Below are 21826 nucleotides of genomic sequence, written 5' to 3' on the forward strand. Positions count from 1 at the left end.
CTCAGCCCTCAGCGGCGGCCGAGGGTCAGCTGCAGTAACCTGCCCTGCCCGTCTTCGCGCTCGTTGAGCGTGATCAGCACGTGGCCTTGCGCATCTTCAGCCAGCGAAGTCGGGATTGCCGCCTTGGTGTCGCCGCTCGGCGGCTGGCTGTAACCCGGCAACATGCTGGAGAGCTCTTGCCAGCTCGTGCCGCCGTCGCGCGAGACCGCCAGGTAGGGCTTGGCGTTCTTCTTGTCGAAGCCGCTCACGACCAGGGTGTCCGGCCGCGCCTTGAGGGCGAGGATCGATTTGACATAGGGGTAGATGCTGGCGCCCTCGACCGGGTGGTGGATCACGAACTTGAAGCTCTTGCCGCCATCCTCGCTGCGCAGCAGGCCGCCCTCGACGCCGACAAAGATGCGCTGGGCGCCGCCGACCTGCTCGATGAACTGGATGTTCCGGTTCTGCAGCGCGGGCACGGTGAGCGCCAGCTTGTCCTGGCTGGCCAGCGCCAGGCCATCGGCGGACAGCTGGTAGGCTTCGAGGAAAGCGAAGTCCAGCGGGCACTCGCCGCCCACCAGCACGCGCTCGCCGATCACCTGGAACGAGGTGTGGGTGCACATCATGGCGTCGAACTGGCCGCGCAGCACGCGCCAGGTGGCGCCGCCGTCGCTCGACCCGAACAGGTTCAGGCCGGCGCCGGCGTTGCTGTACAGGCGCGTGCCTGAGAGCTTGATGTCGCTCATGTCCAGGGTCGAGCAGAAGTACTCGTTGCAGGCGCGCAGGCCGGCGTCGCGCGGTGCGAAGCTGGCCGCCTGCGCCGTCATGGTGCAGGCCGAATGTTCCTGGACCGCCGGGTCGGGCCCTTCCGTCCACGGCTGGATCAGCCACAGGGTGTCGCCCGCCATCCTGAGCTTGGGCGCGCGCACGATGAAGTCTCCCACCGGGCCGAGGGCGCAGCCGCCCAGGGCCACCGGGGTCCACGTCGACGCGCTGCTCAAGGGCAGCGCCGCCTTCAGGACCGCCGTGCCCTGGGTGGCGCTGTTGGACAGCGAGACGAAGGCGGCGCCGTCCTTGAGCACGACGCTTTCCATGCCGCGCGTGTCGCTGGCCAGCAGGTCGATGCGCGAGACGGCCGGGATCTGCGCGCCGCCGCCGTCGAGTTGTCCGCCGCTGTCGCCGCCGCAGCCGGCCAGCAGCAGCGCGCAGGCGCCCGCGACCGCCAGCACGCCCGGTGTGATGTGTTGTTGCATGCCCTACCCCCTGTTGAAGGCCGCGGCGCTGGCGCCGCCGGCCGGTTGTCGATGCGGGGATTCTAGGGCGGACCGCAAAGCCGTTCTTGGGCTTATTGTCCGGAGAATGTCGCGAATCTGTAAGCGCCGACCGGCTGGGCGTCGGCGGCCGGCACCGGGCGCGAGAAATAGTAGCCCTGCCCCTCGTCGCAGCCGAGCGTCTTCAGCAGCTGCATCTGGCGCTGGTTCTCGACGCCCTCGGCCACCACCCGCATGCCGAGCGCGTGGGCCATGGCGATCATCGAGGCGATGAGCGTGTCGCCCTCCGGGTATTCGATGCGCAGCACGAAGGCGCGGTCGATCTTGAGCACGTCGAAGCGCAGGCGCTGGAGCTGGGACAGCGAGGAATAGCCGGTGCCGAAGTCGTCGATGCACAGCTTGATGCCGAGCGCGCGCAGCCCGGCGAACACGCCCGATTCGCCTACCCCGTCCTGCATCATCGAGGACTCGGTGAGTTCGATCTCGAGCAGCGCCGGATCGATGCCGTGGCGGGCGACCGCGTCGCGGAACATGGCCAGGATGTCGGATTGGCTGAACTGGCGCGGCGAGACATTGACCGACACCGGCACCAGGTCCGCGCCATCGCGCGCCCACAGGGCCAGCTGGCGGCAGACGCTGTCGACCACCTGCTCGCCCAGCGGCACGATCAGGCCGGTCTCCTCGGCCAGCGGGATGAAGCGGTCGGGGCCGACCAGCTCATTGCCGGGGCGCTCCCAGCGCACCAGGGCCTCCATGCTCGAGGCGGTACCGGCGAGCAGGTCCACGCGCGGCTGGTAATGCACCACGAACTGGTGCTGGTCGAGCGCACGCCGCATCTCCATCTCGGTCTCCAGCCGGGTGCGGATCGCCTCGAAGAAGCGCGACTGGAAGAAGCGATAGCTGCCCTTGCCGTCGGTCTTGACCGAGTACATCGCGATGTCGGCATGCTTGAGCAGGGTCTCGGCATCCTCGCCATGCTCGGGGAACAGGCTGATCCCGATCGAGGCGTTCAGCACATGGGTACTCTGCTGCAGGTGGAAGCCGTCGTGGAAGGCGCCCAGCACACGCCCGGCCACATGCTCGACGTCGGCGGCGCCGTCCACATGTTCCAGCACCACCACGAATTCATCGCCCCCCAGGCGCACGACATGGTCGCGCGGGCGCACGGCCGTGATCAGGCGCCTGGCCACCGTGCGCAGCAGTTCGTCGCCGGCCGCGTGGCCGAGGGCGTCGTTGACGGTCTTGAAGCCGTCGAGGTCGACGAACAGCACCGCCAGGCCGTGGTCGCCCCCGCGCGCGTCGTCGATCGCCTTGGGCAGGTATTGCTGGATCCAGTAGCGGTTGGGCAGGCCGGTGAGCTCGTCGGAATTGCTCCTGCGCTCGAGTTCGCTCAGGTAGGCCTTGCTCTCGCTGATGTCGCGGATCGTGACCGCGAGGTCGCCGCCTGCGCGCACCGCCTTGTAGCGGATCCAGCGCGCCTTCAGGAGCTGTCCGGGAACCGGACGCACCTCGAGCTCGCGGTCGTAGAAGCCGGTCTCGAGCGCCTTGCACATGCGCCCGCAGGTGCTGCGGAACAGTTCGCCCTGGTAGAACTCGGACAGGCGGTGGCCGATCGCGTCCTCCGGCTGCTTGCCGAACAGGTCGGCTCCATACTGGTTGCAATCGATGAGGACGAAGTCGCGCACCACGCCTTGCGCATCGCGCAGCGGCCGCCCGATGAAGAAGCCCTCCGCCGCATCCTCGGTGGCCAGGCGGTAGGTGGCGCGGATCGCCTCGATCTGGTGCTGCTTCCACTTGGCGTGCACATAGAAGCTCGTGGCCAGCAAGGTGGCCAGCAGGATCCATCCGGTGTTCAGCCAGGCGCCGGCGAGCGCTTCCCGGCGGTGGTCCCGGTACACGGCCATGGCCGTGTCCTCGTCCACGCCGATCATGCCCACCAGTCCCAGGTCGGCCAGGGTTTGCCAGCCGACCACCCGCGCGCGCCCGTCTGCGAACCAGGCCCGGCCGTCGAGGCGGCGCACACCCGCCGGCGTGTCGCGGGGCACCGCGCCAAGCAGGAAGGCGCCGGGCGCGTGGTCGGTGTTGCCGGAGCGGGCCGCGAGTACCGTACCGTCGGTCCTGGCCAGGCCCACGAAGCCGTGTTCGCCCAGGATGGGCTCGGCATAATGCTGGGTGAAGAAGGAGGGCCAGACGGAGACCAGCACGATGCCGTCGAAATCCCCTTCCGGAGTCAGCAGCGCGCGCGAGAAGATGATGACCACGCGCTTCGACAGGCGGCCCGGGATCGGGCCCCTCAGCTGCAACCGGTCTCCGGCCGCGCGCTGCTGGGCGCCGAAGTAGTCCTGGTCCCCGAAATACCGTCCCGCCACTTCCGGATGGGTGCTGGTCACAACCATGCCCGCACGGTCGATGATGGCCACGGCAGAAATATACTGCCTCGAGAAGATGCCCGCCTCGATGGTGCCGCTCAGGTTGCTGCGGTGGCCCGAGGTGGCCCAATTCTGGCGCAGGAGCAAGAGCAGGCGGTCGGTCTCGCCGATCGAGCGGCGGGTGCGGATGAGCAAGCTGCGGGTATAGGCGTCGACCTGCCGGTTGAGCTCGGCACGCCGTTCCTGCAGCTCCTGTTCGAGATGGCGCTGTCACCGCGGTGTGTTGAATTTGAACTGTCGAGCTTTGTCGGAGTCCAACCCGATCTCACAGACCAGCGGAGCAGCGATGGAAACGAAACGCTTTGGCAGGTGGCTGCGGCAGCTTTCCCTACTGACCAGGCGCCAGCGTCTCCAACTGATGGATGCCTTGCGGCCGGCGGTCGGGTTGGACCAGGTGTGCGAGGCGATTGCATGCGCGGCGCCGGATCCTTGCTGTCCTTCATGTCAGGCGCGGCGTTCCTATCGGCACGGTTACAGCCGGGGACTGCAGCGTTACCGTTGCCGCGCTTGCGGCAGGACCTTCACGGCCCTGAGCGGCACCCCCTTGTCGCGGCTGCGCCACCGCGCCAAGTGGCTCGGCTACCTCGGCAACATGCTCGACGCCAAGAGCGTACGGACCAGCGCCAAGGCGGTCGAGGTGCACCGCAACACCAGCTTCCGCTGGCGCCACCGTTTTCTCGCCCTCGTCAAACACGACCGCCCGGAGCGGTTGGCAGGCATTGCCGAGGCCGACGAGCTCTTCCTATTGGAGTCGCAGAAGGGCTCGCGCAAGCTCGACCGGCCGGCACGTCACCGGGGCGGCGTGGCTGCAACCCGCGGCATCTCGCGCGAGCACGTGTGCGTGCTGGTCGCGCGCGACCGCACCGGCGGCACCCACGACTTCATCACCGGACGCGGCGCGGTCACCACGGATCAATTGCACCGGCACCTGTTGCCCGTGCTCGATCCCGATGTCCTGCTGGTCACCGATGGGCATCCCGCGTACCGCTCCTTCGCGCGCGAAGCCGGCATTTCCCATGAGTTCGTCAACCTGCGCGCCGGCGAGCGCGTCCGTGGAGCCGTCCACGTCCAAAACGTGAATGCTTACCACCGGCGCTTCCGGCAATGGCTGGCGCGCTTTCATGGCGTCGCTTCGCGCTACCTGCCGAATTACCTGGGCTGGCAATGGGCGCTGGACGGCGCGCGCATCGCCACGCCAGAGCGACTGCTGCGCATCGCGCTCGGCGTCTTCAACACATAACGGGCACAGCGCCTTCGAGATCGAGCAAGACAAAACCCCACAGCACGACCGCGGCGGCCAGGGCCAGCGCCGGCCACACCAGCAGCAGCGCCAGCCGTCCGCGCAGGAAGGCGAGAAACGGCCGCAGGGAGCCGTTCGCCCCGAGCGCGATCGAGGTTCCTGCTGGCATTTCCTTGTCGGTATGCGGATTCATGGGGTCCTGCACGGACTTGAGGCAGCGGCAATTCCAGTATAACCCGCGGCCGCCGCCGGGAATCCGCCCTTTTTAGAGGGCGGCCCGCGTTCCTCCGGGGGGCCGGGCGGTCATGTCGTTTGCTTAATCGCTGCGATGTGACAATCCGCGCGCTTTTCGGGCAAGCCCAAGCGCTAGACTTGCCGTTTTCTCAATGTTCAGCAAAGCCGTCTTACCATGTCCGTGATTTGTCCCAAGTGCAGCCATGTCCGTCCGACCGATGCGACCAACCCCGACTGGCAATGCCCTGCCTGTGGAATCTGCTACGCCAAGTTCGGCAGCCTTGCCCCTGCGCCAGCCACTGCCGCGCGCTCCGCGCGCCTGGACGGGATGAGCGTCAGCCAGCCCTGGGACTGGGGTCCGCTGCTCAAGATCCTGCTGGTGGTCGTTCTCGGCTGGGCCCTGCATCTCGCCTTCCAGCGCAGGGAGGAAGCGCCGCCGCCTGAGGAAGAAGAAGTGGCCGCCGTGGCGGAACCGCGGGAATCCGCGGCCGGGGCGGCCGCGGCCGCGACCGCGGCCGATGCGGTGATCGCGATGTCGGACGTGGACGCCACCGTCCTGTACAAGCTGGCGGCGCGCCTGGAAGAAGGTTGCGCGCGCAATAAGTTCGGCCTGACGGACAGCGCCTGCCGCGCCCTCGTGCGCGAGCGCGGCGATGCCTGCGCGAGCGCCACCGCGCACCGTTTTCCGGGCCAGCTCGGCGATACCAGGCGCATGGCCGTCGTGGTGAACGCCCACGTCGACTGTATTTTCGAGGGTTACCGCTAGCCGGCGGCGGTGCCGCTTCAAGGCGCCGCGCTGCCGCAATGCAGCACTTGTCAAGATTGCGTCTTGCATGCGGAGCGGGTACGATCGCCTGCTTATTGCCGGGCCAGCCCGGCCGTTCTAATCTCAGGAGACGTATGGACAGGCATATTCCGCCGGCGGTCGGCCAGGGCCCCAGCCAGACCCGATCTTTCCTCACGCTCGCGCTGATCGAGCTGTGGGAACGCTTCGGCTACTACGGCATGCAGGCGCTGATCGTGTATTTCATGGTGCAGCGCCTCGGTTTCGAGGACAGCCGCGCCAACCTGGTGTGGGGCGCGGCCGCCGCGCTGATCTACGTGGCCCCGGCCATCGGCGGCTGGATCGGCGACAAGGTGCTCGGCACCCGCCGCAGCGTGCTGCTGGGCGGCGCCATCCTCGGCCTCGGCTACGCGCTGATGGCGGTGCCGACCACGAATACCTGGTTCACCTTCTCGGCGCTGGGGGTGATCGTGGTCGGCAACGGCCTGTTCAAGCCCAACAACGCCAACCTGGTGCGCAAGATCTACGAGGGCGACGATTCCAAGATCGACAGCGCCTTCACCATCTACTACATGGCGGTCAACGTCGGTTCCACCATATCGATGCTGGCGACGCCCTGGATCAAGGACTACGTCAACGCCACCTACGGCGGCGAGCTGGGCTGGCACGTCGCCTTCGGCGTGTGCAGCGCCGGCATGATCGTCGGTCTCCTCACCATCACCGCGCTGCGCCATACCGTGAGCCACATCGGCTCGCCGCCTGACGCCCAGCCCCTGCACACGGGCAAGCTGATGGCCGTGCTGGCCGGCGCCGTGGTGGCGGTTGGCGCCTCGGCGCTGATCCTCGAGTACCAGGCCCTGGCGCGCGCCTTCGTCTACGTGGCGGGCGTCGTGGTGCTGGGCATCTTCGTCCACCTGATCCGCTCCAGCCAGCCGAGCGAGCGTGCCGGCCTGGTGGCCGCGCTGGTCCTGACCCTGCAGACCGTGTTCTTCTTCATCTTCTACCAGCAGATGTCGACCTCGCTGTCGCTGTTCGCGCTGCGCAACGTCGACCTGGAGTTCACCCTGTTCGGCCTGCACCTGTGGACCTGGTCGCCGGCCCAGTTCCAGGCGCTGAACGCGATCTGGATCATGGTCCTGAGCCCCGTGCTGGCCTGGATCTACACCCGCGCCGGCAAGAGCGGCAAGGACTTGTCGATCGCGGCCAAGTTCGCGCTCGGCTTCACGGTGGTGGCGGCCGGCTTCTTCACCTACGGCGTGGCGGGCCAGTTCGCCGTCGATGGCCTGACCTCGTCGTGGATCATGATCGCCGGCTACGGCCTGTACTCGCTGGGCGAGCTGCTGGTGAGCGGCCTGGGCCTGGCCATGATCGCGCGCTACGTCCCGGCGCGCATGGGCGGCTTCATGATGGGCGCCTATTACGTGGGCGTGGGGATCTCGCAGTACCTGGGCGGCGTGGTGGCCAACCTGGCGGCCGTGCCGAGCGACATGACCGACCCAGTCCAGACCCTGCCCGTGTACACGGCGCTGTTCAACAAGCTGGGCGTGGCGGCAATTGCTTGTACACTCATTGCGTTGGCGGCGCTGCCGCTGATGCGCAGGCTGACGGCGACGCACAACGCGCATCAATAAGCGGGACTATCACCGCGTGCACGGCGGAGCCGTCCACGCGGTGATAGTTGGCGTGCGATCCGCCGCGAACGCGAGATTCTTGTAAGATGCCTGGATTCGCCACCCCGAACTCCACAGCATGTCCGTCAAACCTCCCCTTGATTCCCAGGCCGCGCGCGCCCTCCAGGTCGCCGGGCGCGTCCACGCCATCGAACCCTTCCGCGTCATGGAAATGGTGAAAGCCGCCGGCGAACTGAAACGCGCCGGCGCCGACGTCATCAGCATGAGCGTGGGCGAACCCGATTTCACCGCGCCCGAGATCGTGGCAGCAGCCGCCATGGAAGCCATCCGCGGCGGCATTACCCAGTACACCGATTCGCTCGGCCTGCGCGAGCTGCGCGAAGCGATTTCCGGCCACTACGCGGCCACCCACGGCCTGGACATCGACCCGCGCCGCGTCGTGGTCACGGCAGGCGCCTCGGCCGGCCTGCTGCTGGCCTGTGCCGCGCTGGTGGCCGAGGGCGACGAAGTGCTGATGCCCGATCCCTGCTACCCCTGCAACCGCCATTTCGTCACCAGCTTCGGCGGCAGCCCGGTGCTGGTGCCCGCATCCAGCGCCGACCGCTACCAGTTGACCGCCGCCCACGTGGCCGGGCGCTGGACCGGACGCACACGCGGCGTGCTGGTCGCCTCGCCCTCGAACCCGACCGGCACCTCGATGACGCCGCAGCAGCTGCGCGACATGCTCGGCGCCGTGGAGGCGCGCGGCGGCTTCGCCATCGTCGACGAGATCTACCAAGGCCTGACCTACGATCACACGCCCGTCAGCGCCCTGGCGCTCAGCGACCAGGTCATCACGGTCAACAGCTTCTCCAAGTATTTCAACATGACCGGCTGGCGCCTGGGGTGGCTGGTGGTGCCCGAGGACCTGGTGGCGGTGTTCGAGAAACTGGCCCAGAACCTGTTCATCTGCGCGCCGACGGTGGCCCAGCACGCGGCCCTGGCCTGCTTCACCCCTGAAGCGCTTGCCATCTTCGAGGAACGCCGCCGCGAATTCCAGCGCCGCCGCGACTTCCTGGTGCCGCGCCTGCGCGCACTGGGTTTCCAGGTGCCGGTGATGCCGGACGGCGCCTTCTATGTATATGCGGACATCAGCCAGGTGGCGCACCGCGACAGCGCCGACAGCGTCGCCTTCAGCTGGGCGCTGCTGCGCGACGCCCACGTGGCCATCGTGCCGGGCGACGATTTCGGTTTCGCCGCGCCGGCCCGCCACGTGCGTTTCTCGTATGCGACGAAGTACGAACGGATCGAGGAAGCGCTGGCGCGCCTCGAACGGCAACTCGGCCGCGGCTAGCCTGAGCGAGCCGTGGCGTCGAGGGCTTGCAGCAGGGCGTCCGGTCCCACCGGCTTGACCAGGTAGCGGTCGAAGCCCGCGGCCATGGCGCGTTCGCGATCGCTCGAATGGCCGTAGCCGGATAGCGCCACCGCCAGCGGCGCCGCCCCGCTGCCCGCGGCCCGCAGGCGCGCGATCAGTTCGTAGCCGTCGATACCCGGCAGGCCGATGTCGCACACGATGGCGTCGAAGCCGCCGTCCAGCGCCATCGCCAGGCCGGCGTGGCCGTCGGCCGCGAGCGCGACTTCGTGGCCTTCGAGTTCGAGCAGCATGCGCAGCACGTCGCCGGCATCGGTATTGTCTTCCACGACCAGGATGCGCCGCGCGCCGCCACCTTGCGCGGACGCGGCCGCCGCCGGCTCGGCCGGCAGGCCCTGCAGCGAGAGCGGCAGGCGCACCGTGAAGCTGCTGCCCGCGCCGATACCCTCGCTCGACGCCACGACGCTGCCCCCGTGCATGCCCACGAGGTTGCGCACCACGTTCAGGCCGACACCCAGCCCGCCCTCCGAGCGCGCCAGCGTACGCGGCCCCTGGGCGAACAGGTCGAAGGCGTGGGCGATGGTTTCCGCCGCCATGCCGCTGCCGTTGTCGGCGACGGTCACCTCTACCTGGTCGCCGCACTCCACCGACAGCGAGATCGCGCCGCCATCCTGGGTGTACTTGGAAGCGTTGCTCAGCAGGTTGGTGAAGACCTGGGCCAGGCGCACCGGATCGCCATCGACGACCACCGGATCCACCGGCAAGTGCAGCGCGAAGCGCTGTCCGCGTTCGTGCATGCGCTGCAGGACGGTTTCCACGGCCTGGGCGATCACGTCCTTGAGGTCGAGCGCCTGGATCGCGAGGGTGATCTTGCCGCTGCTGAGGCGCGCGGCATCGAGCAGGTCGTCCAGCAGGTGCGACATATGGCCTACCTGGCGCTGGATCACCTTCGTCAGCGCGCTCAGCTCGCCGTCCAGGCTTGACCGGCCCAGCAGGTTGGCCGACATGCTGATCGGGACCAGGGGATTGCGCAGTTCGTGCGCCAGCATCGCGAGGAATTCGTTCTGGCGCCGGTTGGTTTCTTCGGCGTCATCGCGCAGGCTCTGGGCCTGGACCGCGGCCATGACCAGGTTGCCGTTCGCTTCGCGCAGCTGTTCCACCAGGGCGTCCAGTTCGCGCTTGCGCTCGGCTTCCGCGCGCAGCAGCGCGTTCTCGTTTTCCAGCGTCTCTATGCGGCGCAGCAGCAGTTGCTCCAGGGCCGGCGGTGCCAGGCCGTCCTCTTCCTTCGACAGACGCTGCAGCGAGCCGGAGTCTTCTCCCTGGAACGTCGTCATCATCGTTTCTCGTATCCTCAGCAGCCAGCGCTGCGCGCCTGCGGCAGGCCGTGCAGCACGCCTTCGTACTCGGTGCGCTGCGGGTAGATGTCCAGGCCCTCGTCGGTGATCACGTATTCGCGCAGGTCCGGGCTATGGCCGGAGCCGCGCACCTTCACCACCGACAGGAACTTGCGCAACTGGCCGTCGATTTCACCGTAGCGCATGACGATGATGGCGTCGGTGAGGTAGGCGATTTCGGCCTGGCTGGTCTGGAAGCGCATGAACTCGTCGTCCATGCCCATCGTGACCAGGACACTGACGCCGCGCTTGGCCAGCGCGGCCAGCATGCGGAACACGACCCCACGCAGCCGGTCGCGGCTCTCGGGCGCCAGGAAGAGCGACATTTCCGAGAGCGAGTCGACCACCACGCGGCGCGCACCAGTGCGGTCGATGGCTTCGTTCAGTTCGTCGAGCAGCTCGTCGATGGACAGGTCGATCATGCGGCTTTCGATCACGGCCACCTGGCCCGCCTGGACCAGCTGCGCCATCTCGGCGTTGCGCAGGCGCGCCGTGCCTTTTTCGAAAGACACCGCGACGCCCTTCTCGCCATGGCGCACGCCTTCCTGCAGGAAGCGGGTGCCGAGGATGGTCTTGCCGCAGCCGCTGGGACCCGTCACCAGCACCGAGTGGCCCTGCGGCAGGCCGCCGTGCAGCATCTCGTCCAGACCCGGCACGCCGGTCGGGATGCGGTGCGGCGCGCGGTCGACCTTCACGCCCGGCAGGCGGTCGTCCGCCAGTGGCGGCAGCACGCGCGGGTAGACCCGCACGCCGTCGCCGGTGATGCGGAAAGTATGCGAGCCGCCCAGGTGGGCCTGGCCGCGCATCTTGACCACGCGGATCTTGCGCACGACGGAATCTTCCTCGTGCAGCTGGCTGAGGGCGATCATGCCGTCGGCAACCGTCATGATCGGGTTGGCCTCGACGTCGCTGTGCAGGTATTCGCCGATCAGGAAGGTGGTCGCCTGCCAGCTGGTCATGCGCGTGCCCAGCTCCTGCGTGAAATGCTGGAGATCGGCCACGCCCTCGTTGCCGCTGCGCGCGGTCTGGGCCACCGAGCGGAAGGAGTCGACGAACACCATGCTGGGCGAGAAGTCCTCGACTTCCTTCATGATGCGCTCCAGTACACCCGTGAAGTCGCCCGCACGCAGGTCGTCGGCCAGGTTCACGTAGCGGATCGCGGTGCCCACCTTGTCGAGCTCGAAAAAGGCGTACTGCTGCTGGTAGCGCAGCATCTTGAGGGGCGGCTCGCCCAGCACCGTGAAGAACAGTGCCCGCCGTTCGGGCGTGGCGAGGGAAAACATGATCTGGTGCGCAAGCGTCGTCTTGCCGCAGCCGGGCGCCCCCGCGATCAGGTTGAACGAGAATTCACTCAGTCCGCCTCCCAGCAGGATATCGAGCCCGGGCACGCCGGTGCTCAATTTTCCGAGGCTTACTTTATCCTTCATTACTTGTGCTCCTGTGGATTCTGCTCTTTCCCGTCGAGCAGCGCGGCGTCGACAAGGCGGGTGGCCAGCGCCTGGCCGATGAGGCTGGCCAACAGCTCGGTGAAGGTGCGCAGCAAGGCGGCGTGGGCCGCCCCGGCCTGCTCGGGGGCGACGCTGGCGAGCATGGCGTCGAGCGCATTGACCTGGGCGTCGCAGGCCTTGCAGGGAGGCGTGCCGGCCAGCCAGCGGAATTCCGGGCTCACGAGGCGGCAGGCACGCCCGAACAGCGCACAGAAGCCGTTGTCGCCGACTAGCGGTCCTAGCTGGACGGCCAGGCGCCGCCAGGATTGGATGAGATGGGCATGTCCTTCCGAGCGCCCGGGATCGCCCTTACTCGTCATCATGTCTGGTTTGCGATACGGATTCTGCCGTGGTTGTCGTTATTGGTCATGTGCGCGCTGTTCCTGACAGCGTGGCGGACCGATGGCGTCGGCCGACCGGCGGACCGGTTGCCAGGCCGAGAATGTGCGGGCGGCCAGGCTACTCCGCAAACGGGCTGGGCCCATTATAGCCTTTGCGTCCGCCGAGCATGACACATTTTCATCAGGTGTTGCACACACTTTATCCGCGGCGCGCCTCCGCAATCAGCGCGATCAGGGTCTCGGGCGCGGCCGGTTTCACCAGGTAGCGGTCGAAGCCCGCCGCCAGGGCCCGCTCGCGGTCCTCGGCCTGGCCGTAGCCCGACAGGGCGATCGCGAACGGGCGCTGCCCGTTCTCCACCGAGCTCAGCCCTTCGATGACGGCGTAGCCATCGATGCCCGGCAAGCCGATGTCGCAGACCAGGACGTCGAAACGCCCGCCGCGGGCTCGTTCCAGCCCGCTGATGCCGTCCGAGGCCGTCTCGACCTCGTGGCCCGACAGTTCGAGCAGGGTGCGCAGGGTGTCGCAGGCGTCCATGTTGTCCTCGACGACCAGGATGCGCAAAAGCCGCTTGCCCGCGTCAAGCTCCGCCCGTGGCGGCGCGCCCCGCCCGGCCGGTCTGCCGCTGGAAAGCGGGAGGCGCACCGTGAAGGTGCTTCCCTGCCCCGGCCCCGCGCTGGCCGCCTCCACGGCGCCGCCGTGCATCTCGACCAGGTTGCGCACCACGTTCAGGCCCACGCCGAGGCCGCCTTCGGAGCGCGCCAGCGAACGCGGCCCCTGGGTGAACAGGTCGAACAGGTGGGGCAGCATGTCGGGATCGATGCCGGCGCCGCTGTCGCGCACCGCGACCACGGCCTGGTCCACGTCGCCGGGACGCTCGCGCCAGGCCGTCAGGGCGATGCTGCCGCCGTCGCCCGTGTACTTGGAGGCGTTGGCGAGCAGGTTGGTGAAGACCTGGGTCAGGCGCACGGCATCGCCTTCCACCACCAGGGCTTCGGGCGCCAGGCGCACCGTGAGCTGCTGGCGGCGCTCGCGCAGGCGCGGCCCGACGGTCTCGAGCGCCTGCTCGATGGCGTCGCTCAGCAGCAGCGGAGCGAGGCTGAGGGTGACCTTGCCGCTGCTGATGCGGGCGGCGTCCAGCAGGTCGTTGAGCAGGTGGGCCATGTGGTCGACCTGGCGCCGGATGACGCGCGAGACCTGGGCCAGTTCGCCCGTCGTCCCGGCGACGCTGTCGAGCAGGCTGGCCGACATGCTGAGCGGCGCCAGCGGGTTGCGCAGTTCGTGCGCCAGCATGGCGAGGAATTCGTTCTGGCGCCGGCCGCTGGCGGCGGCCTGCTCGCGCAACTGGGCCAATTCGCCGTTCTCGCGCCGCAGCCGCTCGGCCTCGAGGGCCAGCAGGTGGCGCTCGCGCGCCAGGATCCGGGTATGCGCCAGCTCGGCCTCGAGCGCCGCGACCTGTTTGCGCAGGGCGTGCTCGGCCAGGCCGGACGGCATGCCGCCCTCGCCCATCTGCGCCCGCTGCTGGGAGCCGGGCCGCGATTCACCGGAATTCGCCATCCTGTCCTTGTCGCTCTACTGGTTATGTGGGTTATCAATACAGCGCGGCCAAGCCGCCGCACGCTGTCGTGCGTTGTATCCATTCCCCGCTTTCCCGGATAAGATGCATACTGCCGGGCAATAGTGCTCTTCTTCAAGCAGGTGAACAATGGAAAACAAACTGGGCGCCGTCGTGACGACGGCTTGCGTGCTGCTGGCTCTGTCGATCGGCCCCAGCATGGGACCTGCCGCCGCGGCAACGAAAACCGCCACGCAAGCCGACTCACGGTTCAAGACAATTTACACCAAAGAGTGGAAATGGCGCGTCTCGGAAAAGCTGGCGCGCGCCGACGACGAGCGCGGCGTGAGCCCGGACATCGCGCGCGTCGACGCCCCCGCCCAGCAAGCCCGGCTCGTTTATTGGCAAGGCATCCTGAAGGAACTCGACGCGATCCGCCCGGCCGAGCTGTCGCCGGGTGAACGCATCAATTTCGCGGTCTACCGCGCCCAGATCGCCGCCCTGCTCGACGCCCAGCGCTTCCGCGAATACGAGCAGCCGGTCAATGCCGACAGCGCCTTCTGGACCGACGTGACCTATGGCGCGCGCCGTCCGTTCAAGCGCGCCGAGGATTACCGCAACTATGTGCGCCAGCTGGAAAATCTCCCCGGGTATTTCGACCAGGAACTGGCCAACATGCGGGCGGGCCTGGCGCGCGGCTTCACGCCGCCCAAGGTGACGCTCGCCGGGCGCGAAAGCATGATCGTCTCGATCGCCCAGGCCAGGACGCCGCAGGACACCATCTTCTATACGCCCTTCAAGGACATGCCGGCCAGTATCCCGGAGGCCGAGCGCGATGCCCTGCGCGCGCAGGCGGCCGAGGCGATCCGCGGCAAGGTCCAGCCGGCCTACGCCAAGGTGCTGGATTTCTTTGTCGGCGAGTACGTGCCGAAGGCGCGCACCACCCTGGCCGCCGAAAGCATGCCTGGCGGTAAGGCCTACTACCAGTCGAAGATCGTCGAGTACACCACGACCAATCTGACGGCCGAGCAGATCCACGCGATCGGCCTGGCCGAGATGGCCAAGATCCGCGCCGAAATGCAAGAGACCATGAAGAAGGCGGGCTTCGAGGGCGACCTCCCGAGCTTCCTGCAGTTCTTGCGCACCGATCCGCGCTTCTACGCCCGGACCCCGGAAGAGCTCCTGATGCGCGCGGCCTGGGTGGCCAAGAAGTTCGACGCCAAGGCCGACCAGTACTTCGGCTACCTGCCGCGCCGCCGCTTCGCCATCCTGCCCGTGCCGGACGACCAGGCGCCCTACTACACGGCCGGCCGCGGCGGCCCAGGGGCCTATTGGGTCAACACCTACAACCTGCCGGCGCGCGCCCTGTACAGCCTGCCGGCCCTGACCCTGCACGAATCCGCGCCCGGCCACGCCTTCCAGATGCCGGTGGCCCAGGAGCAGAAAGGCGTACCGCCCTTCCGCCGCGCCTACATCTCGGCCTTCGGCGAGGGCTGGGCGCTTTACTCGGAGCGCCTGGGCACCGAGATGGGCATCTACGAGACCCCGTACGAGGTGTTCGGCATGCTGAGCTACCAGGCCTGGCGCGCCTCGCGCCTGGTGGTCGACACCGGCATCCACGCCAAGGGCTGGACGCGCGAGCAGGGGCAGGCCTACCTGATGGAGAACACGGCGCTGTCGAAGCACGAGGTGGAGACCGAGGTCGACCGCTATATCTCATGGCCGGGGCAGGCCCTGTCCTACTACCTCGGGCAGATGGCGATCCAGGAAGCGCGCGCGCGGGCCGAGAAGGCGCTGGGGGCGAAGTTCGACATCCGCAATTTCCACGATACGGTGCTGCAGCTGGGGTCGGTGCCCTTGCCCGTTCTGCAGCAGAGGATAGATGCGTTTATTGCGGAGGGTGGGAAGAGTCCGTATCCGAAAGAACGTTGAGATACTGGCTTCTCGACGAACTTGGGTCCCCGCCTTCGCGGGGAGTCGTGGGCGCCAGTGGCGCGTACGACGGTCTTAAGGTGAGCGACTCACGATGAGATTTTGGGCCCGCCACGTTTGCACGTCGTGCCGGCGGAGGCCGGGACCCAAGGTGATCTCACCTAAAAAGGGGGATGCATCGCATCCCCCTTTTTTCACTTCACTTCGTCCCGTCGGACAGCTTGAACTTCAACTGCACCGACACCCCGCCATACAGCCGGTCGCGGTATGAAGGAATGATCCCCACATTCACCCCCATCCGCTGGTACTCGTAAGTCAGGGTTGGAATAGCCGCCGGGAACCAGCCGCCGTGGCGCATGTTCGGATAGCCGTCGAAAGCCGCCAGCGCCAGCCCCGCCCGGACCGGTCCGATGGCATACGGCTGCCAGATCACGCCTGCGTAATTCGACCAGGCGCGGTCGCTGTTGTAGAAGCGCCCCGCGGTCGCCGCCATGGTCCCGCTGAAACGGTACTCCAGGCCCAGCCCCTTGTTGGCGCCGTTCAGGTCGTCGCCGCGCTCGGTCTTGCTGTCGAAGTGGGCCGTCGCGAAACCGGTGTCGACCCAGAACTCGCTCTTCGGCGCCGCATCGATCTTCGTGAACCAGTCGTCCGCATGGCTTGGCGCCGCGGCAAGGCATGCCGCGCACAAGGCGGCGCGGTGGAAGAAAGCGCGCATCAGTCGTCGGCTCCGGGATCGAGGTGGGGGAACATGACTTCGGTGAAGCCGAAGCGCGAAAAATCCTTGATGCGCATCGGGTACAGGATGCCGAGCAGGTGGTCGACCTCGTGCTGCACCACGCGCGCGTGGAAGCCCTCGGCGTCGCGCACGATGCGCTGGCCGTACTGGTCGACACCTTCGTAGTGCAGGCGCGTATACCGCGGCACGCTGCCGCGCAGGCCGGGCACCGACAGGCAGCCTTCGAAGCCCTCCTCCATCTCATCGGAGATGTGGGTGAGCACGGGGTTGATCAGGACCGTCTCGGGCACCGGGGGCGCGTCCGGATAGCGCTGGTTGTTGGCGAAGCCATAGATCACGAGCTGCAGGTTGACACCGATCTGCGGCGCCGCCAGTCCCGCGCCGTTCACCGCATGCATGGTCTCGAACATGTCGGCAATCAAGGCGTGCAGTTCGGGCGTATCGAATTCGCGCACGGGTTCGGCCACCCGCAGCAGGCGCGGGTCGCCCATGCGCAGGATCTCGCGCACGGTCATGGCGCGCCTCGTCCTTCGAGCAGGCCGGCCAGGCAGGCGCGGAAGCCCTCGGCCGTTTCCGGATGCTTGAGGCCGATGGCGGCGGTCGCCTTCAGGTAGCCCAGCTTGGAGCCGCAGTCGTAGCGCTGGCCCGCGTAGCGGTAGGCCAGCACGCGCTCGTCCTTCATCAGCGAGGCGATGCCGTCGGTCAGCTGGATCTCGCCGCCGGCGCCGGTGCCCAGGTGTTCCAGGTGATCGAAGATCGATCCCGACAACACGTAGCGGCCGACCACCGCCAGGGTCGAGGGCGCGGCGTCCGGCTGGGGCTTCTCGACGATGCCCGCCACCAGCTCCAGGCCGGGGCGGTAAGGCGAGGCGCTGACGATGCCGTACTGGCGGGTGTGCTCGCGCGGCACGTCCTGCACCGCCAGGATGCTGCTGCGCTCATAGGCGTAGACGTCGGCCATCTGGGCCAGCACCGGCTTGTGGCCGGCGTCGGTGTCCATGAAGTCGTCCGCGAGCAGCACCGCGAAGGGCTCGTTGCCCACCACGGGACGCGCGCACAGCACCGCGTGGCCCAGGCCCAGGGGCTCGGACTGGCGAATGTAGATGCAGTTGACGTTTTTCGGGATCACGTTGCGCACCACCTCGAGCAGGGCGTGCTTGCCGGCCTGCTCCAGCTCCGACTCGAGCTCGTAGGCCTTGTCGAAGTGGTCTTCGATGGCGCGCTTGTTGCGGCCGGTGATGAAAATCAGCTCGGTCACGCCGGCCGCCACCGCTTCCTCGACCGCATACTGGATCAGCGGCTTGTCGACGATGGGCAGCATTTCCTTCGGCTGCGCCTTGGTGGCCGGCAGGAAGCGGCTGCCCAGTCCCGCCACGGGAAACACTGCTTTGCGAATCAGGTTCATACCTTGGCTTTCAATTGTTCAGCAGCGCCAACAGGCCCGCTTCGTCCAGGATCGTGACGCCCAGCTCCTCGGCCTTGGCGAGCTTGCTGCCCGCCTCCGCACCGGCCACCAGGTAGGATGTTTTCTTCGAGACCGAACCCGACACCTTCCCGCCGGCCGCCTCGATCAGGGCGCCGGCCGCATCGCGGCTCATGGTCGGCAAGGTGCCGGTCAGCACGAAGGTCTTGCCGCTGAGCGGGCCCGCCGCCTCCTGGGCCGCCTCGGGCAGCTGGGCCAGCAATTCCTGGCGCAGGGCCGAGAGCGCGGCCAGCATCGCGCGGTTGGCCGGCACGGCCATCCATTCCTCGAGCGCGGCGGCGACATTGGCTGGCAAGCCGAACACACCGAACACCTTCAGGTGCGACAGCGATTCCAGGGTTTGCCCCTCTTGCACCAGCTGGCGGGCGCGGGGCTCGGTCAGCTTGGGGATGCCGAGAGCGGCCAGCAGATTGAGCTCGTCGAGCTTCTCGCGCAGCTGGGCCTTCGGGGGATGCTCGCCTTGCGGCGCCACCCCGGCCGCCAGCAAAGCGTCGATGGCTTTCTGGTTCTTTTCTTCGGCAAAGAATTCGGCGATCGCCTCGGCCACGGTGCCGCCGATATCGGGCAGCACGCGCAGCAGCGCGGCCGGTGCGCGCCGGACCAGTTCGAAGCGGCCCAGCCAGTCGGCCAGGGTCTTGGCGGTCGACTCGCCCACGTGGCGGATGCCCAGGGCGAACAGCAGGCGCTCCAGCGGCGGCTGCTTGCTGGCCTTGATCGCGTCCAGCAGGTTGTCGGCCCACTTGGTGGCGACCTTGCCGTTCTTCACCGTCTCGGGCGTCGTGCCGTCGCGTTCGTCGGCCAAACGCTTCATTTTGAGCAGGTCATCCAGCGTGAGCTTGTACAGGTCGGCCACGCCGTGGATCAGGCCGCACTCGACCAGGCTGTCGATGTAGCGGTCGCCCAGGCCTTCGATATCCATCATGCGGCGCCCGGCGAAATGCCGGATCGCTTCCTTGCGCTGGGCGGCGCAGGTCAGGCCGCCCGAGCAGCGGGCCACGGCTTCGCCTTCTTCGCGCACCACATGCGAGCCGCACACCGGGCAGGTCTTGGGCAGTTCGTACACGGCCGCCGGCGGCTGCGGGCGGCGCTCCAGCACCACCGACAGCACCTCGGGAATCACGTCGCCGGCGCGCCGCACCACGACCGTGTCGCCGATGCGCACGTCCTTGCGCCGCACCTCGTCCTCGTTGTGCAAGGTGGCGTTGGTGACCGTCACCCCGCCCACCGAGACCGGCGTCAGGCGCGCCACCGGCGTGATGGCGCCGGTACGGCCCACCTGCACGTCGATGGCCTGCACCGTGGTCAGGGCTTCCTCGGCCGGGAATTTATGGGCCAGGGCGAAGCGCGGGGCCCGCGAGACGAAGCCCAGCGCCACCTGGTCGGCCACGCGGTCGACCTTGTAGACCACGCCGTCGATCTCGTAGGGCAGTTCCTTGCGCTTGGCGCCGACGGCGCGGTAGTAGCCCAGCAGGCCTTCGCAGCCGCGTACCACGTCCCGCTCCGTCGACACGGGCAGGCCGAGGCGGTCGAACCAGTCCAGTACCGCCGAATGCGACTCCGGCAGCGCCGCGCCCTCGAGCAGGCCGATGCCGTAGGCGAAGAAGCGCAGCTTGCGCTGGGCCGTGACGCGGGCGTCGAGCTGGCGCAGGCTGCCCGCCGCCGCGTTGCGCGGGTTGGCGAACTCCTTCTGGCCGGCGTCGCGCTGGCGCTGGTTCAGGCGTTCGAAGTCGCCCTTGAACATCAGGACCTCGCCGCGCACTTCCAGCACCGCCGGGATGTCGGCGCCGCGCAGGCGCAGCGGGATCACCTTGATGGTGCGGATGTTGGCGGTCACGTCCTCGCCCGTGTAGCCGTCGCCGCGGGTGGCGGCCTGCACGAACAGGCCGTTCTCGTAGCGCAGGCTGATCGCCAGGCCGTCGAACTTCAGTTCGGCAGAGTAGGAAACTGCGTCCGCCTGGTGGGTGTCGAGGCCGTCGCGCACCCGGCGGTCGAAGTTGTCGACGTCCTCGTCCGAGAAGCCGTTGTTCAGCGACAGCATGGGCAGCGCGTGGGTCACCTGCTTGAATTCGGGGATGGGCGCCGCGCCCACGCGGAAGGTGGGCGAGTCGTTGGTCACCGCGTCCGGATGCGCGGCCTCCAGGCCCTGCAGCTCGACGAACATGCGGTCGTACTCGGCGTCCGGAATGGTCGGCGCGTCGAGCACGTGATAGTTGTAGATGTGGCGGTTGAGCTCCTCGACCAGCCACGCCATGCGCGCAATCGGATCCTGGTTGGCCGTCACGGTCCGCCCTCAGCTGAACAGGCGCAGCGCGCGGGTCGAGCCGGCCGGGATATCCGAGGCTTCCATCTCTTCGTAGAACTCGGCGACCTGGCTCTTGATCTCGGCCAAGGCTTCGTCCATCAAGGGCTGGTCGCCGTCGTCGACGATGGTCGCGTCCAGGCGCGCCGTCAGCGCCTTGGCGCAATCGATCATGGCGCCGAAGCCGTCGCGGCCTGGCGGCACGCAGGGCACGTCGAGCAGCAGGGTCAGGCGCGAGGTGCTGTCCGCACCCAGGGTGACATTGGTCGAGAGCGTGAACAGCACGGCGCCGGCGGCGCCCGCTTCCCGGTCGGGCATGGCGAAGCGGCCGTCCGGGCGCACGTCGAAGCCGTGGTTCTCCAGCGCGCCGATCAGGGTCGAGATCGCCCAGGGAGCGCCGTTGGCGGCCAGGTTCACGCCCAGCTGGGCGTCGTGGCCGGCCACGAAGCGGTGCAGGGTACGCGCTTCGCTCATCACTTCGATCATGTCCGGCACTTCGGGCGTGGCGCCGATCTCGTCGGCCACCGCATGCAGGCGGGTGACCAGTTCGGAATACTCGATCTCGTTCAGGGCGGTGGTGCGGGTGGCCATTTGCACGCCGGCCTGCAGCTTGGTGTAGACGCCGCCGTGCACGATCGGCTCCCAGTCGCCGCTGACGGCGAAGCCGATGTAGTGGATCGGCTTGTTGCCGACGCGGCGCAGCTTGTGCAGCGACGGGAGGATCTTGTCGCCGCGCACCGGAACCTCGAGCGACAGCGGGATCAGGCAGTCGATCAGGGGGTCGACCAGGCATTCGGCCAGTTCGGCCGGCGGCATGTCGGGCTTGGCGCCGGGCAGCGCATCGGCAAGGCCGACCGTGGATGCGGAACCGGAGGCCGCGGGCGCGGCGCGCGGCGCGGGCGCCGGCACGGTGGGTTCGAACGGGGCGCCGGCGTCCGGCGACAGCGGCGCAAGGGGGGCCAGCGGCGGCTCGGCCGACAGGTCGAGCACCGGTTCCTGGCGCTCGATGCCCTCGCCCGCGGCGCCCGGCTCGGCGCCGCTGCGCATCAGGACGTCGTCATGGTCGGAGGCGAAGGCGCGCTCGACGCTCTTCCTGGCCTTGTACTCCTGCCATTTGTTATAGGTGATGACGCCGACGACGAACACGCCGCCGGCCGCGATCAGGCTCATTTGGAAATCAGTCATGCTGCGTATGCCTCAATAGCGAATGCTGCGAATTCATTCAATAAGATGTCCTGCGTCATGCGGGACATGCCATCATACCAACTCCCCGTGCCCGGCGCCATGGCGCGGGCTCAGGCGGCCTGCTCTTCAGCAAGCCAACGCGCCAGCTCGTCCATCGCCACCGGCTTCACGAAATAGGCGTCGATGCCCGCGGCTGCGCTCTACAGGCGGTCGAGCGGCTGGCCGTAGCCGGTCATGGCCGCCAGCCGGATGCCCTCCAGCCCGGGCTGGCGGCGCAGCCGGCGCGCCAGTGCGTTGCCGTCCATGTCCGGCAGGCCGATGTCCAGGAAACAGACCTGGGGATGAAAGGCGCGCGCCTTGTCCAGCGCCGCTTCGGCGCGGTAGGCGATCGCCACCTCGTGTCCGACCGCGCGCAGGAACATGGCCGCCAGTTCGGCCGAATCGGCATTGTCGTCCACCACCAGCACGCGCAAGGCGGTGCGGGCCGGAATGGCTTG

Annotated in this window: 18 protein-coding genes; 5 read left to right on the top strand and 13 right to left on the bottom strand. The window is 68.1% G+C overall.

The genetic code is table 11. The annotated features are described in order from the left end of the window. Positions 1-8: 8 nt before the first annotated feature. Both V7778_RS02580 and V7778_RS02585 read right to left on the bottom strand, forming a co-directional pair. A complete protein-coding gene (locus V7778_RS02580) occupies positions 9-1232 on the bottom strand; it encodes a WD40/YVTN/BNR-like repeat-containing protein (RefSeq protein WP_335551789.1) in 1224 nt (407 codons plus the stop codon). Positions 1233-1324: 92 nt separating this feature from the next. Further along, positions 1325-3814, bottom strand: a complete 2490-nt coding sequence (locus tag V7778_RS02585; RefSeq protein ID WP_442920684.1) for a bifunctional diguanylate cyclase/phosphodiesterase — start codon at positions 3812-3814, stop codon at positions 1325-1327. A gap of 151 nt (positions 3815-3965) precedes the next feature. On the opposite strand from V7778_RS02585, the gene V7778_RS02590 reads away from it, so the two are divergent. Then, positions 3966-4919: an IS1595 family transposase gene (locus V7778_RS02590; protein WP_335551790.1), complete on the top strand. Its 954-nt coding sequence runs from the start codon at positions 3966-3968 to the stop codon at positions 4917-4919. Here the strand turns inward: V7778_RS02590 and V7778_RS02595 are convergent. Then, complete coding sequence (locus V7778_RS02595) at positions 4909-5112, bottom strand: hypothetical protein (RefSeq protein ID WP_335551791.1); 204 nt, start codon at positions 5110-5112, stop codon at positions 4909-4911. The genes V7778_RS02590 and V7778_RS02595 overlap by 11 nt on opposite strands. Positions 5113-5328: 216 nt before the next feature. Between V7778_RS02595 and V7778_RS02600 the strand changes: the two genes are divergently transcribed. From V7778_RS02600 to V7778_RS02610, 3 genes are all read left to right on the top strand, one after another. Continuing rightward, the gene (locus V7778_RS02600) at positions 5329-5919 is read left to right on the top strand and encodes a hypothetical protein (RefSeq protein ID WP_335551792.1); all 591 of its coding nucleotides are present in this window, start codon (positions 5329-5331) and stop codon (positions 5917-5919) included. Positions 5920-6053: 134 nt separating this feature from the next. Then, the gene (locus V7778_RS02605) at positions 6054-7568 is read left to right on the top strand and encodes a peptide MFS transporter (protein ID WP_335551793.1); all 1515 of its coding nucleotides are present in this window, start codon (positions 6054-6056) and stop codon (positions 7566-7568) included. Positions 7569-7686: 118 nt separating this feature from the next. Continuing rightward, positions 7687-8901, top strand: a complete 1215-nt coding sequence (locus V7778_RS02610; RefSeq protein WP_335551794.1) for a pyridoxal phosphate-dependent aminotransferase — start codon at positions 7687-7689, stop codon at positions 8899-8901. Here the strand turns inward: V7778_RS02610 and V7778_RS02615 are convergent. The 4 genes from V7778_RS02615 to V7778_RS02630 form a co-directional block, all read right to left on the bottom strand. After that, complete coding sequence (locus V7778_RS02615) at positions 8898-10256, bottom strand: ATP-binding protein (RefSeq protein ID WP_335551795.1); 1359 nt, start codon at positions 10254-10256, stop codon at positions 8898-8900. The two genes, V7778_RS02610 and V7778_RS02615, sit on opposite strands and share 4 nt — an antisense overlap. Before the next feature lie 14 nt (positions 10257-10270). After that, positions 10271-11740: an ATPase domain-containing protein gene (locus V7778_RS02620; protein WP_335551796.1), complete on the bottom strand. Its 1470-nt coding sequence runs from the start codon at positions 11738-11740 to the stop codon at positions 10271-10273. After that, entirely contained in the window at positions 11740-12123 is a 384-nt protein-coding gene (locus tag V7778_RS02625) for a hypothetical protein (protein WP_335551797.1), read from the bottom strand. The genes V7778_RS02620 and V7778_RS02625 overlap by 1 nt, the downstream gene beginning before the upstream one ends. Before the next feature lie 217 nt (positions 12124-12340). After that, complete coding sequence (locus V7778_RS02630) at positions 12341-13696, bottom strand: hybrid sensor histidine kinase/response regulator (protein WP_335551798.1); 1356 nt, start codon at positions 13694-13696, stop codon at positions 12341-12343. A gap of 148 nt (positions 13697-13844) precedes the next feature. On the opposite strand from V7778_RS02630, the gene V7778_RS02635 reads away from it, so the two are divergent. Next, complete coding sequence (locus V7778_RS02635) at positions 13845-15626, top strand: DUF885 domain-containing protein (protein ID WP_335551799.1); 1782 nt, start codon at positions 13845-13847, stop codon at positions 15624-15626. A gap of 199 nt (positions 15627-15825) precedes the next feature. On the opposite strand, the gene V7778_RS02640 is transcribed toward V7778_RS02635, so the two are convergent. The 6 genes from V7778_RS02640 to V7778_RS25110 form a co-directional block, all read right to left on the bottom strand. After that, positions 15826-16341: a hypothetical protein gene (locus tag V7778_RS02640; protein ID WP_335551800.1), complete on the bottom strand. Its 516-nt coding sequence runs from the start codon at positions 16339-16341 to the stop codon at positions 15826-15828. Beyond that, positions 16341-16877, bottom strand: coding sequence for a peptide deformylase (gene def / locus V7778_RS02645; RefSeq protein ID WP_335551801.1), 537 nt, complete (start codon positions 16875-16877; stop codon positions 16341-16343). Before def ends, V7778_RS02640 begins: the two co-directional genes overlap by 1 nt. Continuing rightward, on the bottom strand, positions 16874-17767 hold the full coding sequence (galU, locus tag V7778_RS02650; RefSeq protein ID WP_335551802.1) for a UTP--glucose-1-phosphate uridylyltransferase GalU: 894 nt from the start codon (positions 17765-17767) through the stop codon (positions 16874-16876). The genes def and galU overlap by 4 nt, the downstream gene beginning before the upstream one ends. Before the next feature lie 10 nt (positions 17768-17777). After that, positions 17778-20096 carry an NAD-dependent DNA ligase LigA gene (ligA, locus tag V7778_RS02655; RefSeq protein ID WP_335551810.1) on the bottom strand — a complete coding sequence of 773 codons (2319 nt, stop codon included), beginning with the start codon at positions 20094-20096 and terminating at the stop codon, positions 17778-17780. 39 nt (positions 20097-20135) lie between these two features. Continuing rightward, positions 20136-21329, bottom strand: a complete 1194-nt coding sequence (locus V7778_RS02660; protein WP_335551803.1) for a cell division protein ZipA C-terminal FtsZ-binding domain-containing protein — start codon at positions 21327-21329, stop codon at positions 20136-20138. A 200-nt stretch (positions 21330-21529) separates the two neighbouring features. Next, complete coding sequence (locus tag V7778_RS25110) at positions 21530-21751, bottom strand: response regulator (protein ID WP_442920685.1); 222 nt, start codon at positions 21749-21751, stop codon at positions 21530-21532. Between the last annotated feature and the right edge of the window lie 75 nt (positions 21752-21826).

This window comes from Massilia sp. DD77, assembly GCF_036961685.1.
Taxonomy (GTDB): Bacteria; Pseudomonadota; Gammaproteobacteria; order Burkholderiales; family Burkholderiaceae_D; genus Telluria.

Coding starts and splice junctions, on each gene's coding strand:
- V7778_RS02580 (WP_335551789.1), bottom strand. CDS start 1,232: ATGCAACAACACATCACACCGGGCGTGCTGGCGGTCGCGGGCGCCTGC.
- V7778_RS02590 (WP_335551790.1), top strand. CDS start 3,966: ATGGAAACGAAACGCTTTGGCAGGTGGCTGCGGCAGCTTTCCCTACTG.
- V7778_RS02595 (WP_335551791.1), bottom strand. CDS start 5,112: ATGAATCCGCATACCGACAAGGAAATGCCAGCAGGAACCTCGATCGCG.
- V7778_RS02600 (WP_335551792.1), top strand. CDS start 5,329: ATGTCCGTGATTTGTCCCAAGTGCAGCCATGTCCGTCCGACCGATGCG.
- V7778_RS02605 (WP_335551793.1), top strand. CDS start 6,054: ATGGACAGGCATATTCCGCCGGCGGTCGGCCAGGGCCCCAGCCAGACC.
- V7778_RS02610 (WP_335551794.1), top strand. CDS start 7,687: ATGTCCGTCAAACCTCCCCTTGATTCCCAGGCCGCGCGCGCCCTCCAG.
- V7778_RS02615 (WP_335551795.1), bottom strand. CDS start 10,256: ATGATGACGACGTTCCAGGGAGAAGACTCCGGCTCGCTGCAGCGTCTG.
- V7778_RS02620 (WP_335551796.1), bottom strand. CDS start 11,740: ATGAAGGATAAAGTAAGCCTCGGAAAATTGAGCACCGGCGTGCCCGGG.
- V7778_RS02625 (WP_335551797.1), bottom strand. CDS start 12,123: ATGATGACGAGTAAGGGCGATCCCGGGCGCTCGGAAGGACATGCCCAT.
- V7778_RS02630 (WP_335551798.1), bottom strand. CDS start 13,696: ATGGCGAATTCCGGTGAATCGCGGCCCGGCTCCCAGCAGCGGGCGCAG.
- V7778_RS02635 (WP_335551799.1), top strand. CDS start 13,845: ATGGAAAACAAACTGGGCGCCGTCGTGACGACGGCTTGCGTGCTGCTG.
- V7778_RS02640 (WP_335551800.1), bottom strand. CDS start 16,341: ATGCGCGCTTTCTTCCACCGCGCCGCCTTGTGCGCGGCATGCCTTGCC.
- def (WP_335551801.1), bottom strand. CDS start 16,877: ATGACCGTGCGCGAGATCCTGCGCATGGGCGACCCGCGCCTGCTGCGG.
- galU (WP_335551802.1), bottom strand. CDS start 17,767: ATGAACCTGATTCGCAAAGCAGTGTTTCCCGTGGCGGGACTGGGCAGC.
- ligA (WP_335551810.1), bottom strand. CDS start 20,096: ATGGCGTGGCTGGTCGAGGAGCTCAACCGCCACATCTACAACTATCAC.
- V7778_RS02660 (WP_335551803.1), bottom strand. CDS start 21,329: ATGACTGATTTCCAAATGAGCCTGATCGCGGCCGGCGGCGTGTTCGTC.
- V7778_RS25110 (WP_442920685.1), bottom strand. CDS start 21,751: ATGTTCCTGCGCGCGGTCGGACACGAGGTGGCGATCGCCTACCGCGCC.